Source organism: Saccharomonospora piscinae, assembly GCF_005862235.1.
GTDB classification, from domain to species: Bacteria; Actinomycetota; Actinomycetes; order Mycobacteriales; family Pseudonocardiaceae; genus Saccharomonospora; species Saccharomonospora piscinae.
The window spans coordinates 271,626-289,393 of sequence record NZ_VCEK01000003.1; the positions used below are offsets into that span (position 1 = coordinate 271,626).

General features: G+C 70.9%; 12 protein-coding genes. 7 read left to right on the plus strand and 5 right to left on the minus strand.

Translation table 11 applies throughout. The features are described 5' to 3' along the window. Positions 1 to 80 precede the first annotated feature (80 nt). Both FFT09_RS12455 and FFT09_RS12460 read left to right on the plus strand, forming a co-directional pair. The gene (locus tag FFT09_RS12455; RefSeq protein ID WP_138382802.1) at positions 81 to 5,903 is read left to right on the plus strand and encodes a type I polyketide synthase; all 5,823 of its coding nucleotides are present in this window, start codon (positions 81 to 83) and stop codon (positions 5,901 to 5,903) included. 28 nt (positions 5,904 to 5,931) lie between these two features. After that, the gene (locus tag FFT09_RS12460; RefSeq protein WP_138382804.1) at positions 5,932 to 6,750 is read left to right on the plus strand and encodes a TIGR03084 family metal-binding protein; all 819 of its coding nucleotides are present in this window, start codon (positions 5,932 to 5,934) and stop codon (positions 6,748 to 6,750) included. A gap of 22 nt (positions 6,751 to 6,772) precedes the next feature. Here FFT09_RS12460 and FFT09_RS12465 read toward each other — a convergent pair whose 3' ends face one another. Then, entirely contained in the window at positions 6,773 to 7,105 is a 333-nt protein-coding gene (locus tag FFT09_RS12465) for a winged helix-turn-helix transcriptional regulator (protein WP_081191597.1), read from the minus strand. 94 nt (positions 7,106 to 7,199) lie between these two features. Between FFT09_RS12465 and FFT09_RS12470 the strand changes: the two genes are divergently transcribed. Next, positions 7,200 to 7,589, plus strand: coding sequence for a RidA family protein (locus FFT09_RS12470; protein ID WP_081191596.1), 390 nt, complete (start codon positions 7,200 to 7,202; stop codon positions 7,587 to 7,589). Continuing rightward, on the plus strand, positions 7,586 to 8,683 hold the full coding sequence (locus tag FFT09_RS12475) for an oxidoreductase (RefSeq protein ID WP_081191595.1): 1,098 nt from the start codon (positions 7,586 to 7,588) through the stop codon (positions 8,681 to 8,683). Before FFT09_RS12470 ends, FFT09_RS12475 begins: the two co-directional genes overlap by 4 nt. A 5-nt stretch (positions 8,684 to 8,688) precedes the next feature. Here the strand turns inward: FFT09_RS12475 and FFT09_RS12480 are convergent, their stop codons facing one another. Next, entirely contained in the window at positions 8,689 to 9,759 is a 1,071-nt protein-coding gene (locus tag FFT09_RS12480; protein WP_244231343.1) for a methyltransferase domain-containing protein, read from the minus strand. A 151-nt stretch (positions 9,760 to 9,910) separates the two neighbouring features. On the opposite strand from FFT09_RS12480, the gene FFT09_RS12485 reads away from it, so the two are divergent. Continuing rightward, entirely contained in the window at positions 9,911 to 10,702 is a 792-nt protein-coding gene (locus FFT09_RS12485) for a helix-turn-helix domain-containing protein (RefSeq protein WP_167305371.1), read from the plus strand. 90 nt (positions 10,703 to 10,792) lie between these two features. Next, complete coding sequence (locus FFT09_RS12490; RefSeq protein WP_024875055.1) at positions 10,793 to 11,149, plus strand: VOC family protein; 357 nt, start codon at positions 10,793 to 10,795, stop codon at positions 11,147 to 11,149. Between the two features lie 46 nt (positions 11,150 to 11,195). Here the strand turns inward: FFT09_RS12490 and FFT09_RS12495 are convergent, their stop codons facing one another. Beyond that, positions 11,196 to 13,589, minus strand: coding sequence for an ATP-binding cassette domain-containing protein (locus tag FFT09_RS12495; RefSeq protein ID WP_425273055.1), 2,394 nt, complete (start codon positions 13,587 to 13,589; stop codon positions 11,196 to 11,198). A 408-nt stretch (positions 13,590 to 13,997) separates the two neighbouring features. Here FFT09_RS12495 and gdhA point away from each other — a divergent pair, with 408 nt between their 5' ends. Next, positions 13,998 to 15,341 (plus strand): NADP-specific glutamate dehydrogenase, encoded by a 1,344-nt coding sequence (gene gdhA / locus FFT09_RS12500; RefSeq protein WP_081192331.1) that lies wholly within the window; start codon positions 13,998 to 14,000, stop codon positions 15,339 to 15,341. A gap of 15 nt (positions 15,342 to 15,356) precedes the next feature. On the opposite strand, the gene FFT09_RS12505 is transcribed toward gdhA, so the two are convergent. Together FFT09_RS12505 and FFT09_RS12510 are read right to left on the minus strand one after the other, a co-directional pair. Beyond that, complete coding sequence (locus FFT09_RS12505; RefSeq protein WP_081191593.1) at positions 15,357 to 16,214, minus strand: urea carboxylase-associated family protein; 858 nt, start codon at positions 16,212 to 16,214, stop codon at positions 15,357 to 15,359. A 67-nt stretch (positions 16,215 to 16,281) separates the two neighbouring features. Further along, positions 16,282 to 17,718: a carotenoid oxygenase family protein gene (locus FFT09_RS12510; protein WP_138382808.1), complete on the minus strand. Its 1,437-nt coding sequence runs from the start codon at positions 17,716 to 17,718 to the stop codon at positions 16,282 to 16,284. Positions 17,719 to 17,768: the final 50 nt, after the last annotated feature.

The window sequence follows — 17,768 nt, forward strand, 5'->3', positions numbered from 1 at the left end:
CCCGAAGAGAAGGTCTGCGCCCAGTGCGGCTGCACACTCGACAGTGAACCAAAAAATCGCGTCGAAGAGGCGGTACAGGTTTGAGCACCGAGCGGATCGCGATCGTGGGCATCGGGCTTCGTTACCCCGACGCCGCCAGCACCAAGGACCTCTGGGACAACGTCCTTGCCGGGCGACGTGCCTTCCGCAGGCTGCCCGACGAGCGGATGAACCACGCGGACTACTATTCGCCGGATCCGAACGCGACGGACCGCTTCTACACCCAGAAAGCGGCCGTGCTGCGGGACTACCAGTTCGATCGGCTCAAGTACAAGGTCGCGGGCAGCACCTTCCGGTCGACGGATCTCACGCACTGGCTGGCGCTGGACGTCGCGGCGGCGGCGCTGGCCGACGCCGGCTTCCCCGATGCCGAGGGCCTGCCAAGGGAGACGACCGGTGTGGTCTTCGGCAACAGCCTGACCGGTGAGTTCTCCCGCGCCAACCTGATGCGGCTGCGCTGGCCCTACGTCCGGCGCACTCTCGCCGCCGCGCTGACCGCCAAGGGTTGGGACGACGACGAGACCGGTGCTTTCCTGCGTGACCTCGAACCGGTGTACAAGGCCCCGTTCCCACCCGTGGACGAGGACACCCTTGCGGGCGGGCTCTCCAACACCATCGCGGGCCGAACCTGCAACTACTTCGACCTTCGCGGCGGCGGCTACACCGTCGACGGTGCCTGCTCGTCGTCGCTGATCTCGGTCGCCACCGCGGCCAAGGCACTGACCGACGGCGACCTCGACGTCTGCCTGGCCGGAGGTGTGGATCTGTCGATCGATCCGTTCGAGGTCATCGGTTTCGCCAAGACCGGTGCGCTGGCCACGGACGAGATGAAGGTCTACGACAGCGACTCCAACGGTTTCTGGCCGGGCGAGGGCGCGGCCGTCGTCGTGCTGATGCGCGAGTCCGAGGCTTTGGACCGCGGACTGCGCGTGTACGCCTCGATCACCGGTTGGGGTATCTCGTCGGACGGCAAGGGCGGCATCACGCGCCCGGAGGCCGGAGGGCACCGGCTCGCCCTCAGCCGCGCCTACGCCCGAGCCGGTTACGGCGTCCAGACCGTCGGATACTTCGAAGGCCACGGCACCGGCACCGCGCTCGGCGACGCCACGGAACTCGACGCGATCGGCTCGGCGCTGCGCGATGCCGACCCGGCCGCCGCGCCCGCCGCGATCAGTTCGGTCAAGGGCAACTTCGGCCACACCAAGGCCGCGGCCGGTGTCGGCGGACTGATCAAGGCGGCGTTGTCGGTCCACCACCAGGTCATCCCGCCCGCGACCGGGCACAACGAGCCCCACCCGAAACTCACCGGAGAACTGCCGGCCCTGTACGTCCCGCGCGAGCCGGGACTCTGGCCCGCGGACCGGCCGATCCGGGCCGGGGTGTCGGCGATGGGTTTCGGTGGCATCAACACGCACATCGCGCTCGAACAGGCGCCGGGAGCGACCCGGCACACGGAGCTGCCCGCGCGCGCGGTGACGCTGACGTCCGGGAGGCAGGACGCCGAACTTCTGCTGCTCGACGCCCCCGACCACGCCGCGCTGCGCGAGCGGGTCGCCGGCCTGATCGAGCTGGCGTCCGTGCTGTCGTTCGCCGAGGTCTCCGACCTGGCCGGAACACTGGCCGAACAGCTGTCGGGCGCTCCGGTGCGAGCGGCCATCGTGACCACCGGCCCCGATGACGCCGTCGCGAAGCTCGGCAGGCTGCTGGCCGCGCTCGACGGCGGTGAGCGCAGCGTGTTCACCGCGGACGGGATCTTCCTCGGCGACCGGGCGGCGGCCCCGAGGATCGCCTTCCTGTTCCCCGGCCAGGGTTCCGGGCAGGGATCGGTCGGCGCGCTTCGCCGCCGGTTCGCCGCCGCGCAGGCCGTGTTCGAGCGGGCGGGCGTGCCGGACGGTGGTGACCAGGTCGCCACCCAGGTGGCGCAGCCGCGCATCGTCGCGGGCTCGGTCGCGGCGCTGCGGGTGCTGCACGCGCTGGGGGTCGGCGCCGACATCGCGGTCGGCCACAGCCTCGGCGAGCTGACCGCGCTGGCCTGGGCCGGTGCCCTGGACACCGACGACGTGCTACGGCTGGCCACGGTGCGTGGTGAGGTCATGGCCGACGCGAGCCAGGGCGGGGGCGCGATGGCGGGCCTGGCCACCGATCCGGACGGAGCCGAACGACTGTTCGGTGACGAACAGGTGGTCATCGCGGGGTACAACGGTCCGAACCAGACAGTGATCGCCGGTGAGAGCGACGCCGTGGACCGGGTGTGCGAGCGAGCGCGCGCCGAGGGGATCACCGCGAACCGGATCAACGTCTCGCACGCCTTCCACTCGCCGCTGGTCCGGCCGGCCTGCGCCGCGATGGAGCGCCGGCTCGGTGAGTTCACCTTCCTGCGCCCGGCCCGCGCCGTGGTGTCGTCGGTGACCGGAAAGCCGCTCGATCCGGACACCGACCTCCGGACGCTGCTGCGGGACCAGATCTCGAACCCCGTGCGGTTCCACGAGGCCGCCGCGGAAGCCACCGCCGGAGCGGATCTGGCCGTCGAACTCGGCCCGGGCAGGGTGCTCGCGGGACTGCTGCGTGACATCGCACCGGACACGCCGGTGCTCTCGGTCGACACCGACAGCCGGTCGCTCTCGCCGCTGCTGTCGGTGCTCGGCGCCGCCTTCACCCTCGGCGCCGGGGTCGACACGGAGGCGTTGTTCGCGGGCAGAATGCTGCGACCGCTGCCCTCGGACGGCGGATTCACCTTCCTCACGAACCCCTGCGAGACAGCGCCCGAGTTCGCGGTCGGACAGACCATTTCCGCCGACAATGCACTCCCGTCCGGGACCGTCACCGACGGGGCGGCCGTGGCCGAGCCCGGTGACACCGAGATGTCGACGCTCGACCTGCTGCGCAGGCTGGCCGCCCAGCGGGTCGAGCTGCCGTTGGAGGCCGTCACCGCGGCCACCCACCCGCTCGACAACCTGCACCTCAGTTCGATCACCGTGGGCCAGCTCGTCAACGACACCACGCGGCAGCTCGGCCTGCCCCCGCTGGAGGCGACCACCAACTTCGCCACCGCCACTCTGGGCGAGATCGCCGGGCTGATCGACGAGCTGGCCGAGTCCGCGCAGGGCGAAGGGCAGGGTGGCGGCAACGAGGTGGCCGGTATCGGGCAGTGGGTGCGCCCGTTCGCCGTGGAGCACGTGGCGGTGAGCCCGCCGGACGTCCAGGTCGGTACCGGCCCGGCCCGAACCTGGCAGGTGTTCGCCCCGGACGGCCACCCGCTCGCCGAACGGCTGCGCACCGCGCTGTCGCATGCCGGTCTCGGTCACGGCGTGCTGCTGTGCCTGCCGGACAGCGGGCAGGAGCACGTCGAGCTGTTCCTTGCGGCGGGCAAGGCCGCCACGGCCGCGGCGCCGGGCACGCGCTTCGTCGTCGTCCAGCACCGGTTCGGAGCCTCCGGGCTGGCCAGGACCGCGTTCCTGGAGGCCGCCGAGGTACCGACCACGATCGTCACGCTGGCGGACGTCGCCCCCTCGACCGAGGCCGCGGTGGACGAGGCCGTGCGGCGAGTGGTCACCGAGACCACCGCCACCACGTCGTTTCGCGAGGTCCGGTACGACGCCGACGGCGGGCGAACGGAACCGCTGCTTCGAGTCCTGCCGCCGTCGGCGGAGCCGGGGACCGGCACACCGCTCGACTCCTCCGACGTCCTTCTGGTGACCGGAGGTGCCAAGGGGATCACGGCCGAGTGTGCGCTGGTCATGGCGAAGGACTCGGGTGCCAGCCTCGCGCTGATCGGCAGGGACGACCCCGACCGCGACGACGAGATCTCGGCCAACCTGGCCAGGATGGCCGCCGCGGGAGTGTCCTGCCACTACGAGCGCGCCGACGTCACCGACCCCGAACAGGTCGCCGCCGCCGTGGCGCGGTTCGGCGCCGAACTCGGCCCGATCACCGCGGTGATGCACGGTGCGGGCCGCAACGAACCCGCCGCGCTCGCCACCCTGACCGAAGAGCGGTTCCACCAGACACTCGCAGTCAAGATCACCGGACTCCGCTCGGTCCTCGACGCGGTGGAGGAAAACCGGATCAAGCTGCTGGTGACCTTCGGCAGCATCATCGGCCGGGCCGGACTGCGCGGCGAGGCGCACTACTCGACCGCCAACGACTGGATGAGCGAACTGGCCGCCGAGTTCCAGCGCGCGCACCCACAGGCGCGGGTCCTGGCGATGGAGTGGTCGGTGTGGTCGGGCGCCGGGATGGGCGAGCGGCTCGGCGTGGTCGAGGCACTCATGCGCGACGGCATCACCCCGATCTCCGTTGAGGACGGGGTGCGGGTGTTGCGCCAGGTGCTGGCCGATCCGTCGGCCGGGCCCATCGTGACGATCACCGGCCGGATGGGCGGCCTGCCCACGCTGCCTCTCGACTCCACCCAGGAGCTTCCGCTGACCCGCTTCGTCGACCGGGTGCTGGTTCACTACCCGCACGTCGAGCTGATCACCGAGGTGGAGCTGTCGCCCGGGAGCGACCCCTACCTGTCCGATCACTCGCTGGACGGCGACCTGCTGTTCCCCGCGGTGCTGGGCATGGAGGCGATGACGCAGGTGGCGACGGCCGTGCTCGGCCGAACCGGCACCCCGGTGCTGGAGAACGTCGAGTTCCTGCGGCCGATCGTGGCCCGCCCCGGCGCGGCGACGTCGGTGCGGTTGGCGGCGCTGGTCCACGACACCGAGACGGTTACGGTGGCACTGCGCACCAAGGACACCGCGTTCGGTGCCGACCACTTCCGCGCCACCGTCCGGCTGCCCCGGGAGCCGCTGCCCGGCGACGAAGCCGGAACGGAGGCCACCCGGCTTCCGCTGGTGCCGGTCGATCCGATCACCGAGCTCTACGGCACGGTGATGTTCCAGGGCAAACGGTTCCAGCGCCTGCTCGGCTACCGGAGGGCGAGTGCCCGGCACGCGGTCGCGGAGCTGTCGACCACCACACCGGCACCGTGGTTCGCCGCCTACCTGCCGCAGACCCAGCTCCTGGCGAACCCAGGTACGCGCGACGCCGTGATGCACGCCCTGCAGTGCTGCGTCCCGGACGCGACGCTGCTGCCGCAGAGTGTGGAGAAGCTGTTCCTGGCGGACCCGGCCGACCAGGACACCGAGTTCGTGGTCCTGGACGCGAGGGAGCGGGCGCGGGACGGGGACAGCTACGTGTACGACATCGACGTGCTGAACCCCTCCGGCCGGGTGGTCGAGCGCTGGCAGGGGCTGACGTTGCGGGCGGTGCAGCACCAGGACGGCTCGGGACCGTGGGTTCCCGCGATGCTCAGCGGCTACCTGGAGCGGGCGCTGGAGCGGGTGCTCGGCGGCTCCCGCGCGGTCGTCGTCGAGCCGGATCCGGTACCGGGCGTCCCCGCCGACCGGCGTGCGCAGACGGAGCTGGCGGTCAGCCGCTGTCTCGGTCGCCCGGTGTCGGTGCGGTACCGGCCGGACGGCAGGCCGGAGGTCGACGGCGCCACGATGTCGGCCTCCCACGGTGCCGGTGTGACGCTCGCGGTGGCCGGTGACGGCAGGCTCGGCTGTGACGTCGAGGCGGTGGCGCAGCGCAGCGCCGCGGACTGGGCCGGGCTGCTCGGGGACGCGCTCGGCGATGTCCGCGACGTGGTGGCGGCGGAGTGCGGCGAGGACGCCGACGCGGCCGGTACCCGGCTCTGGTCGGCGCTGGAGTGCCTGCGCAAGGCCGGGATCACCGACCGGACCCTGACCGTGTACCGGGCCCACGAGGACGGCTGGGTGGTGCTGTCGGCGGGCGACGTGCGAGTGGCCACCTGGAAGACCACCGTCAACGGCTCGGCGGCACCGGTGGTGTTCGCCGTGCTGTCCACACAGGAGTGAGCAACCGCACGAGCGAGAGGGCATTCGAATGAACGACACACTGGCCGTGACCTCGGCGATGAAGGCAGACGGGGTGAAGGTCCAGCACCTGTTGTCCGGCCTCGACGCGGCAGGTTGGGCGAGCCCGACCCCCGCGCCGGGGTGGACGGTCGCCGACCAGGTGGCTCACCTGGCCGCGACCTTCCAGCGGGCCTGGCTGGCGGCCTCCGACCCACCCGCCTTCGCGGAGGTCATGCGGAACGCGAAGCCCGACCTTGAGGACGAGGTCGCCGCCGTGATGCGGCCATACCTCGCGTTGCCGACCGACGAGCTGGTCGACCGCTGGTACGACGAGCTGCTCAGGGCGGCCGACGCACTCGCGGCGGTGCCGGAGGGCGAGGAGGTGCCATGGCTGGTCAACCCGCTGCCGCCTGCCGTGCTGGCCAGCGGGGGCATGATGGAGCTGTTCGCCCACGGCCAGGACATCGCCGACGCGCTGGGCAAGCCCCTCGAGCGCACCGACCGGATCGCCCCGCTCGTCGGGTTCGTCGTCCACACCCGGCACTTCGGCTACCTCGCACGGCAGGAGACGCCGCCCGAAGACGACTTCCGGTTCGAGCTGACCGCACCGTCAGGTACTTTGTGGACGTTCGGTCCGCCGGACGCTCCGCAGCGCATCGAGGGCCCCGCGCTGGATCTGTGCCTGCTGGCCGCCCGACGTCGGCACCATGCGGACCTGTCGCTGGTGGCCACCGGTGAGCACGCCGCACACTGGCTGGAGATCGCACAGGCATACCGCGGTCCCGCGGGTGCGGGCCGCCAGCCTGGCCAGTTCGCGGATGCGCCGACCACTCCGGGCCCGGCGTAGCCGCGCCGGGAGCCGGTGGGTCTCAAGTGAGGGATCGCCGGTAGAAGTGCCCCCACTGTTCGAGCTGGTCCACGAGGGTGCGCAGACTCTGCCCGATCTCGGTCACGGAGTACTCCACTTTGGGCGGTACCTGCGGGTACACGGTGCGCAGTACCAGGCGGTCGGCCTCCAGCTCGCGGAGCTGCCGGGTCAGCATGCGAGGGGTGATCCCGGGCAACGCCCTGTCGAGCTCGCCGAACCGCTTGGTGCCGTCCAGCAGATGGCGCAGGATGACGAGTTTCCACTTCCCGCCGATGACCTCCATGGCCGCCTCGACCGTGCAGTCGTCGGCCAGGTCGTCGAGACGAGGACGCATGCGAGCTCCTTGAACTGGTGACTATACAAACTGATAGTACGGGTAAAAAAAGACAGTACTTGTTCGAGTGGCCTGTGCGGTAGAGGCTTCCCGCATGAGTGCGATTCAGCGTGTAAGCCACGATCCCGATTGGTACGAGCCCTACCGCATCTCGCTGGCGATCAAGGCTGGCGGACTCGTGTTCGTCTCCGGGCAGGCCGGCATCGACGAGCACGGCCGCACCGTCGGCGCGGGTGACTTCGACGCGCAGGCACGTCGTGCGCTGCACAACCTCGCGACCGTGCTGGAGCAGGGTGGTGGCAGCCTCGCCGACGTCGTGAAGGTGACGATCATGGTGACCGACATGAGCTACCTCGACCGGATCGTCGCGCTGCGCGAGGAGTACTTCACGAGGCCCTACCCCGCCGACACGTTGGTGCAGGTGGCCGGTCTCGCCCAGCCCGACTGGCTGGTGGAGATCGACGCGATCGCGATCGCCCGATGAGCGTCCCCGACCCGCTGCTCACGCCCGTCGGCCTCGGCCGCCTCTCCCTGCCCAACCGGGTCGCGGTGGCGCCCATGACCAGGATCAGTGCCACCGGCGACGGCCGGGCGACCCGCCGGATGGCCGCCTACTACGCGCGGTTCGCGCGTGGTGGGTTCGGCCTCGTCATCACCGAGGGTGTCTATCCGGACGACCAGTACAGCCAGGGGTACCGCAACCAGCCCGGGCTGGCCACGGCGGCCCAGGCGCGTGCGTGGCGCCCGGTCGTCGACGCCGTCCACGAGGCCGGTGGCGCGATCGTGGCCCAGCTCATGCACGCCGGCGGCCAGGCCCAGAGCAACGACCATCGCGAGCACACCGTGGGTCCGTCCGCGATCGCCCCGCGCGGAGAACAGTTGCCCACCTACCGGGGCAGCGGGAGGTTTCCGACGCCCAGGGCGTTGACTCTCGCCGAGATCGCCGAGGTCCGGCGGGGCTTCGTCGCCGCGGCGCGACGCGCGGTCGAGGCCGGCTTCGACGGCGTGGAACTGCACGGCGCCAACGGATACCTGCTCGACCAGTTCCTCACCGACTACACCAACCAGCGAACCGATCACTACGGCGGCGGCGTGGAGAACCGGCTCCGCCTGGCCGCGGAGATCTGCGACGACGTCCTGCAGGCCGTGGGTTCCGAGACCACGGTGGGTATCCGCATTTCCCAGACCAAAGTGGGCGATCTTGAACACCGCTGGGCGGGGCGGAGCAAGGACGCCGAGATCGTCTTCTCGGGGCTCGGCCAGGTCGGACCGCACTACGTCCACACGACCGAGCCGGATGCGACGGCGGCGGCGTTCGACGACGGTCGCGAGACCCTCGCCGAGCACGCGCGACAGCACAGCGGTGTGCCGGTGCTGGCGAACGGGGGTCTGGGTGACGCGGAGAAGGCTCGCGCCGTCCTGCGCTCCGGTGGGGCGGATGTGGTGAGTCTGGGCAAGGCCGCGCTCACCGACCGGGACTGGGTGCGGACCGCGCGGGACGGGCGCGGGCCCGCACCGCGAGCACTCGTCGAGTTGCTCGCCCCGCTCGCCGACATCAAGGACAGCGAACTCGCCTGAGGCGCCTAGCCGGTGAGCGTCACGATCGACGGGTGGGTGCCGAACAGGCTCAGCGTGCGGGTCTCGCGCACGCGCAGCCCGGCGGCCGTCGCGGCGGCGCACTGCGCCTGCGCGTCGTGCAGCAACAGCACCGCTGTGCCGGTGGGGGACAGCACGCGCCGGATCTCGCGGTAGAGCCGGTCGGGGCGCGCGGCCAGCGCACCCCGACCGGCGACCTGACGCTCCCACGGTGGGTTGCTGACGAGCCGGTCCACCACACCCGTGCCGACCGGCATCCGGCCCGCGTCGGCGCGCAGCCACCTCGCCTCCGTGGCGGTGGCTGTGGCGGTGGTGGCATTGCCCGTGGCCGCGGCCAGTGCGCGGGGGTCGTGGTCGGCGCCGAGCAGGCGTGCCCCGGGAACGAAATGAGCGGTCTCGATGAGGAGGGTTCCCGTGCCACAGCAGGGATCGAGCACGGTGTGCCCGGGCTCGATCCCCGCCAGCAGCGCCATCGCGGCGGCCAGCGGCGGGTGCAGCGTGCCCGGTGTCGATGCCTGTTTGTAGTCGCGGCGGTGCAGCGGCCGGTCGCCGATGCGCAGGGCCAGCGCCGCCCGGGTGTCCTCGACGGTGACCCGGAACGACAGGGTTCCTTCCGGCGGCGCGCTTCCCCCACGCCGCGAGTGGTAGGGCAGGGCGAGCGCGGTCGCGATCTCGGTGCCGACCGTGTCCTCGAGGTCGTAGCGGTTGTAGTTGCGCTTGCCGAGAAAGGACGCGGCCACGTCCACACCCGTCGCGGTGCCGGCGCCGCCGCAACGGCCTCGCAGCCTTAGCAGCTCCCGGGGTGCGATCGTCCGGGCGGCCTCGGTCACCCGGGCCAGGTCCGGTTTCGTGTGACCGACACCGTCGACGGCGGCGGCCAGCAGGAACACGTCGTCGGCGGTGCGCAGGTCCAGCAACCGGGCTCCGGGACGGTCGGTGGTGAACCACACCTCACGGTGACGGGTGAGCTCGACCCGGCCGAGCCCCCGCGCGGTGATCTCCCGGGCGGCGACGTCCTCCAGCCCGCGCAGGGTCCGCGCCAGTACCCGGATGGACACGGTGCCGCTCCCCTCTGCCGTGCGTCGGACATGCGCACGATATCCCGCAGGGCGCCCGGCGCTCGTGCCCGGACCCCGGTGGCGGGCCGTCGGGCAAGCCGCCAGCGCGGCGACCTGCCCGTCGAGACCGGAATCGGTACAGTGGGCCGCCGTGAATCTGCTGGCGACGGTCGTGAAGTCGATCTGGTGGCACTCCGGCGAGGACGTGCGCCCGGAGCCGCAACTGCGACTGCCGACCGGGGACGTCGAACTCGTGGTCAATCTGAGCGCCGACCGGTTCTGGCTGCCCGGTGGCGACGAAGGCCGCGAGCACTACCCGGGGGCGGTCCTGGCGGGCCCGTACCAGCGTGCGTACGTGTTGCGGCCCGAGCGGCGCTCGCAGGTGGTCGGTGTGGTGCTCCGGCCCGGAGCGGCGCGGTCGCTGGTCGGCGCGTCGTTGCACGAGCTTCGCAACCGCCATGTCGGGTTGGACGAGCTCTGGGGCGCCGACGCTTCGCTGCTGCGCGAACGGCTGCTCGCCGCGCCCGGTCCCGTGGCCCGGTTGCGGACGCTCGAACACGTACTGCACGACCGCGTGGCCCGGTCCGGGCGGACCCCGCACCGGTTGGCCGTCCGCGCGACCGCGTGCCTGTCCGCGACACCGGGGCGGCACGGTATCGGTGACCTCGCCGAACACTTGGGCTGGACCGCACGGCGGGTCGAGCAGGTGTTTCGCAGCGAAGTGGGGCTGCCTCCCAAGGTCTACCAGCGGCTACGGCGCTTTCGCGTGGCACTCGGGAAGCTGGGCGGTCAGACGCCCGACTGGTCCGCGTTCGCGCTGGAACACGGCTACAGCGATCAGGCCCATCTCGTTCGCGAGTTCCGCGCCCACAGCGGGCTCACCCCGGTCGACTATGTGCGCCGGCGAGGCGAGCAGCTCAACCACGTGCCGCTGGCGTGGTGAACCGTTTCGCGTTCGTTCAAGACCGCCGGTGGGCGGGCGGGCAGGCTGGGCCGACACCAACATCGCATCCCGCCCGTCAAGGAGGCCCCGGTGGCAGTGACCAGGATCGTGCCCTATGCCCGAACGACCGACCTCGACGCGTCCCGCGAGTTCTACGTCGGCGTGCTCGGGCTCGACGTCGCCATGCGCGATCCCGTGCTCGGGCTCACCTCACCGGCCAACCCGACGGCGCAGCTCATCGTCCAGCCGAGGACAGCGGGAGAGCCCGAGCCACACTTCGGGGTCGACGTCGGTGATCCGGCTGCCGTGGACGCCGCCCACGCCGCCGTGCGGGAACTCGGCCTGCGAGTGGTTTACCCGCTGACGAACGAAGCATGGGGAGTGCGTCGCTTCTTCGTCGAGGACCCCGGGGGCACGGTGATCAACGTGCTCGCTCACCTCGAGTGAGACGGAACGGCCCTGGGTCCTCAGCCGACTCGGCGTCCTCAGCCGCTCAGCCCGCGGTGGCTCCGACATAGGCCGCGAGGTGCTCCCCGGTGAGGGTGGAGCGGGCCGCGACGAGGTCGGCGGGTGTGCCCTCGAAGACGACCTTGCCGCCGTCGTGGCCCGCGCCGGGACCGAGGTCGATGATCCAGTCGGCGTGCGCCATGACGGCCTGGTGGTGTTCGATCACGATGACCGACTTGCCTGAGTCGACGAGGCGGTCGAGCAGGGCGAGCAGGTGCTCGACGTCGGCGAGGTGCAGACCGGTGGTCGGCTCGTCGAGGATGTAGACGCCGCCCTTGTCGCCCATGTGGGTGGCCAGCTTGAGCCGTTGCCGCTCACCGCCGGACAGGGTCGTGAGCGGCTGCCCCAGGCTGAGATATCCGAGCCCGACGTCGTCGAGCCGCCGCAGGATCTTGTGCGCGGCCGGGGTGCGGGCCTCACCCTCGCCGAAGAACCGCTCGGCCTCGGCCACCGACATCCCGAGTACTTCGCTGATGTCGCGCCCGCCGAGCCGGTGCTCCAGCACGGAGGACTGGAACCGCTTGCCCTCGCACTCCTCACACGTGGTGGCGACACCCGCCATCATCGCCAGGTCCAGGTAGACCACACCGGCGCCGTTGCAGCTGGGGCAGGCGCCCTCGGAGTTGGCGCTGAACAGCGCGGGTTTCACGCCGTTGGCCTTGGCGAACGCCTTGCGGATCGGGTCGAGCAGTCCCGTGTAGGTCGCGGGGTTGCTGCGCCGGGAGCCACGAATGGCGCCCTGGTCGACGGTGACCACGCCGTCGGAGCCCGAGACCGAGCCGTTGATCAGTGAGCTCTTACCCGATCCGGCCACCCCGGTCACCGCGACGAGCACCCCCAGCGGGATGTCGACGTCGACGTCGCGCAGGTTGTGGGCGTTCGCGCCGCGCACCTCCAGCGCGCCCGTGGCCGTGCGCACCGAGTCCTTGAGCGCGGCGCGGTCGTCGAGATGGCGGCCGGTCAGGGTGTCGCTGGTGCGCAGGCTCTCGACGCTGCCCTCGAAACAGATCGTGCCGCCCGCGGTGCCAGCGCCAGGGCCGAGGTCGACGACGTGGTCGGCGATCGCGATGGTCTCCGGTTTGTGCTCCACCACGAGCACCGTGTTGCCCTTGTCCCGCAGGCGCAGCAGCAGGTTGTTCATCCGTTCGATGTCGTGGGGATGCAGGCCGATGGTGGGCTCGTCGAAGACGTAGGTGACGTCGGTGAGCGAGGAACCGAGGTGGCGGATCATCTTGGTGCGCTGCGCCTCACCGCCCGACAGCGTGCCCGCGGGCCGGTCGAGCGAGAGGTAGCCGAGCCCGATCTCCACGAACGAGTCGAGGGTGTCCGACAGCGCGGTCAGCAGCGGTGCGACACCCGGTTTGTCCAGCCCGCGAACCCACTCGGCGAGGTCGCTGATCTGCATCGCGCTGGCGTCGGCGATGCTGATTCCGTCGATCTTCGAGGAGCGGGCGGCCTCGCTGAGCCGGGTTCCGCCGCACTCGGGACAGGTGGTGAAGGTGACCGCGCGATCCACGAACGCCCGGATATGGGGCTGCATGGCCTCGCGGTCCTTCGACAGGAACGACTTCTGGATGCGGGGGATCAGGCCCTCGTAGGTGACGTTGACGTTGTCGACCTTGACCTTGGTGGGTTCCCGGTAGAGCAGGTTGTCGAGTTCCCTCTTGCTGTAGTCGCGGATGGGTTTGTCCGGGTCGAGGAAACCCGAGCCCATGAAGATGCGGCCGTACCAGCCGTCCATGCTGTAGCCGGGGATGGTCAGCGCGCCCTCGGCGAGCGACTTGCTGTCGTCGTAGAGCTGCGACCGGTCGAAGTCGGTCACGCTGCCCATACCCTCGCAGCGCGGGCACATGCCGCCGACGACCGCGAAGTCACGCCGCTCCTTCACGGCCCTGCCGCCGCGCTCCATCGTCACCGCGCCCGCACCGCTGATCGAGGCGACGTTGAAGGAGAACGCCTGGGGCGAGCCGATGTGCGGCTGCCCGAGCCTGCTGAACAGGATGCGCAACAGCGCGCCCGTGTCGGTGGCGGTGCCGACCGTCGATCGGGCGTTGGCCCCCATCCGCTCCTGGTCGACGATGATCGCCGTCGTGAGCCCGTCCAGCAGGTCGACGTCGGGGCGCGCGAGCGTCGGCATGAAGCCCTGGAGGAAGGCACTGTAGGTCTCGTTGATCATCCGCTGGGACTCGGCGGCGATCGTGCCGAACACCAGCGAGCTCTTGCCGGAGCCGGAGATCCCGGTGAACACCGTCAGCCTGCGCTTCGGCAGCTCGACGTCGACGTCGGCGAGATTGTTCACGCGGGCGCCCCGCACCCGGATCACGTCGTGACTGTCGGCGACATGCGGGGCGGGCGAGCGCGTCTCCGTCCTCGTCGTCATGCTGATCGTGTCTCCTCTGTGAGCACGGCGGTGCCGCCCTGGCGGGCGTGGCTCTGGGCAGTGGCGTGGTCGGCGTGGTCGGCGTGGTCAGCGTGGTCAGCGTCGTCACCGGACACCATGGCAACGCTAGGTGCGCTTCGCTGACCGCGCTTCTCGATTCCTGACCACCTCTGGTGACGAGCACAGCGTGCCACAGCACTCCGACAGTGCCGGAAAACCCGAAACAGGCGAACCCGAGTGGGCGAGAAAGCCGCGTCCGCCAGCCCGACCGAGCGCGCCGACGACCAAGCGACGGCCTCGCCGTGGCCGATCTCACCGGGTATCCGCTGGTCCACGGCCCGGAGCGCGGTCAGGATGGTCGAGGAAGCGACACACGGCTGTTGGCCGATCTCACCTCGGGAGGCGCGGGTGCCACTGCACGAACGGTTGGAGAAGGTCTACGCGGAGGTGCTGGGCCGCAACCCCGGTGAGATCGAGTTTCACCAGGCCGTGCGCGAGGTGCTGGAGAGCATCGGACCCGCCGTGGGCAAGCATCCCCAGTACGCGGACGCCAAGATCGTTTCCCGTATCTGCGAGCCCGAGCGCCAGATCATCTTCCGCGTGCCGTGGGAGGACGACTCGGGCGAGATCCACATCAACCGGGGCTTCCGGGTGGAGTTCAACAGCGCGCTCGGACCCTACAAGGGCGGACTGCGGTTCCATCCCTCGGTGTATCTGGGCATCGTCAAGTTCCTGGGCTTCGAGCAGATCTTCAAGAACGCCCTCACCGGCCTGCCGATCGGGGGCGGCAAGGGTGGCTCGGACTTCGACCCCAAGGGCAGGTCCGACCGCGAGATCATGCGGTTCTGCCAGAGCTTCATGACCGAGCTGTGGCGGCACGTCGGCGAGTACACCGACGTGCCCGCCGGTGACGCCGGGGTCGGTGGCCGGGAGATCGGCTACCTGTTCGGCCAGTACAAGCGCATCACCAACCGCTACGAGTCGGGCGTGCTGACCGGCAAGGGCCTGATTTACGGCGGCGCGCGGGTGCGTACGGAGGCCACCGGCTACGGCACGGCGTTCTTCGTCAACGAGATGCTGGCCGCGCGGGGCGACTCGTTCGCGGGCAAGACGGCCGTGGTGTCCGGCTCGGGCAATGTCGCCATCTACGCGATCGAGAAGGTGCACCAGCTCGGTGGCCGCGTGGTGGCCTGCTCGGATTCCAGCGGCTACCTCGTCGACGAGAAGGGCGTCGACATCGAGCTGCTGAAGGAGATCAAGGAGGTCCGGCGGGAGCGCCTCTCCGCCTACGCCGACCGCGTCTCCCACGCCCGGTTCGTGGCGGGGGAGCAGGTGTGGGACGTGCCCTGCGACGTCGCCCTGCCCTGCGCCACGCAGAACGAGATCACCGGTAAGGAGGCCGAGCGCCTGATCCGGAACGGCTGCACCGTGGTCGCCGAGGGCGCGAACATGCCGACCACGCCCGAAGGGGTGCGGCTGTTCCAGGAGGCCGGAGTCGCGTTCGGGCCCGGCAAGGCGGCCAACGCGGGCGGGGTCGCGACCTCGGCGCTGGAGATGCAGCAGAACGCCTCGCGCGACTCGTGGTCGTTCGAGCACACCGAGGACCGCCTCGAAGCGATCATGCGGGACGTCCACGCGCGGTGCCTGGAGACCGCCGACGAGTACGGCATGCCGGGCGACTACGTGGCCGGGGCGAACATCGACGCCTACACCAGGGTGGCGGACGCGATGCTCGCCCTCGGCCTCATCTGATCGGCACCGAGCGGCTCAGCCGTCCGCCGCGTCCGGCCACGCGGGTCGCCGCAGGCCGTGGCCTCCGCCGTAGGGCGCGGTGGACGGTGGGGTCCAGCTCGCCGTCAGCGCGGGGTCGGGCCGGTAGAGCTCGACGGCGAGCGGGCGGCAGACGTCGATCGGGTCGCGGGCGTCCGGCCCCCACAGTGGCACGGACAGGTCGCCCGCGGGGCAGGTCGACATCGCGCACAGCAGGTCCTGCTCGGCGAAGAACTCCACGAAGTCACCGGCCCGCGCCGGGGAGCCCTTCATGAAGTAGCCGCCGTCGGGGTTGATGCCGGTCACGGCGAAGATGTTCCACACGTCGTGGACGTCGAACTCGGTCAACCCGTACGGCAGGACGGCGCGGGTGAGGTTCGAGTGGCAGTGGAAATCGAAGTCCTCACCGGTGAGGACCCGGTTGACGTACGGGTCACAGCGCGCGCCGAGCAGGTCGTGGACCCGGCCGCCGTCGGAGTCGGTGCCGTACCAGTCCAGGGTGTCGCGAGTGATCGTCAGCAGCGGCCGCAGGTACGGCAGGGTGGACCACAGCCGGTCGTGCCGGGAGACGTGAGTGCCCTGGAGCTGCCGGGTTCGTGACGTCCACAGCCGTTCCCGCGGGTTGTGCCGGTTCCAGACGTTGAAGTCGCCGCACTGCGGTCCCTCCCGCGTGGTGACGATCCGGCACAGTGACCCGGCCGGGACCTCCCAGGCATACCCGGAGCGGATCGGCACGACGAACCGTTCGAGGGGCTGCCTGCCGTCGGTGTCGGCGGCGAGGCGGTCGTAGAACGCGCGGTCGACGTCCAGGACCGTGCCGGGACGGGGCCGGTAGAACGCTGCGGTCGAGCTCATCACGCCTGCCTTCCTCGGGAACGGGAGTGGTGCGCAGCGGTCACGGTAGCCACGACGGCGAACGCGATCAAAGCTCCGGCTCGGTGGGGACCCAGTTGCCGTGGAAGCCCGCGGGCACCCGCTGTGGCAAGTGGACGGCCGCCACCGTGTCGAGGGTTTCCGCGTCGAGCAGCATCAGGTCGCTGCGGTCGGTCGCGGCGTCGTAGACGAATCCCATGAGCACGCCGTCGTCCTCGGCGGCGCCGGGGTGGCGCGGCTCGAAGACGAACTCGCCGGGGACGCGGCCCGCACCGAACCGCCGCACCCGTGTGCCTGCCGAGTGCAGGTCGTGCTTGAGCAGCGCGCCCTCGTCGGGCTGGACGACGTAGCCGAAGCGGTGGCGCAGTCCCGTCCTGCGTTCGTCGATGCGGGGGAACTCCTGCGGCCGGTCGCACAGCCGGTCCTGCGTCACCACCTCGGTGCGGAGGTCGATTCGCCAGCGCTCCAGCGTCGGGTCGCCTTCGGCGGGGCCGGTGCGGTCGACGTCGAACACCTTGGGATGCCGCACGAGGTCGAGCACGATGGTGTCGCCGTCGTCGTAGGCGTTGGCCGTGTGAAAGACGTAGCAGGGCGGGATGTCGAACCAGCGCACCCCGCCCGTGCCGTTCCTGCGCAGGACTCCGACCCGGGCCGGGCGGTGCGGGTTCCAGCAGTACGGGTACGGGCCCGCCGCCCGCACGCCCCGGCGCAGCCACGCGGTGAGCGGGTCCGGCACGCGGACCCGGCCGATCAGGGCCGACAGCAGCAGCCGGACCGGCGTGCGCACCGGCCAGGGCACGGCCAGCTCGGCTGCCTGGGCCGCGTCGAACGTCACGGGAAGGTCGTAGAGCACGACGTGGTTCGCGGTCAGCGAGAAGTCGTGCATCATCGGGCTACCGCCCACGTCGATGTCCTCGCTGCGCACAGCGCGGCCGTCGGCGCCGATGACGTCGTAGCGCACCCGGCCGCCCATCCCGAAGTGGTAGGAGACGGCGTGCAGTTCGCCGGTCGCCGGGTCGTGCTTGGGGTGGGCGGTGAAGCCGCCGCGCACCGTTCCGTCGAAGTCGCACGGCCCCGCGGTGCCGAGGTCACCGGTGAGCTCGTAGTTGGCGTTGCCCGCCTCGACCAGCGCGACCAGTTTGCCCGCGTGTCCGATGATGTTGGTGTTCGCGCCGATGATCTCCATGCCGCTGCGGCGCCGCGCTCTCGGCGGGGGTTCACCGAGTAGTGCCGCCGCGCGGGGCCCGCGCACCCACCGGTTGCGGTACCACTCGGCTCGCCCGTCGCGCAGCCGCACGCCGTGGACCATGCCGTCGCCCATGAACCAGTTGTAGGTGTCCGGGTCGAGTTCACCGATCGGATTGGGGCCGTTGCGCAGGTAGCGGCCGTCGAGGTGGTCCGGGATCGTGCCGGTGACGTCGAGGTCGTGCCGGGTGACTTCCTCGCTCACCGGTGCGTAGTGCCCCTGGAGGAACGTGTTGCCCATCGGTGGAACCTCCTTCTGAATAACTTTGTTATGCCTACTCCCGGAATAAC

Excerpts from the sequence above, each read along its gene's own strand:
- FFT09_RS12495 (WP_425273055.1), bottom strand. The coding sequence starts at position 13,589 with ATGACGACGAGGACGGAGACGCGCTCGCCCGCCCCGCATGTCGCCGAC.
- FFT09_RS12510 (WP_138382808.1), bottom strand. The coding sequence starts at position 17,718 with ATGGGCAACACGTTCCTCCAGGGGCACTACGCACCGGTGAGCGAGGAA.
- FFT09_RS12470 (WP_081191596.1), top strand. The coding sequence starts at position 7,200 with ATGAGTGCGATTCAGCGTGTAAGCCACGATCCCGATTGGTACGAGCCC.
- FFT09_RS12475 (WP_081191595.1), top strand. The coding sequence starts at position 7,586 with ATGAGCGTCCCCGACCCGCTGCTCACGCCCGTCGGCCTCGGCCGCCTC.
- FFT09_RS12465 (WP_081191597.1), bottom strand. The coding sequence starts at position 7,105 with ATGCGTCCTCGTCTCGACGACCTGGCCGACGACTGCACGGTCGAGGCG.
- FFT09_RS12505 (WP_081191593.1), bottom strand. The coding sequence starts at position 16,214 with ATGAGCTCGACCGCAGCGTTCTACCGGCCCCGTCCCGGCACGGTCCTG.
- FFT09_RS12460 (WP_138382804.1), top strand. The coding sequence starts at position 5,932 with ATGAACGACACACTGGCCGTGACCTCGGCGATGAAGGCAGACGGGGTG.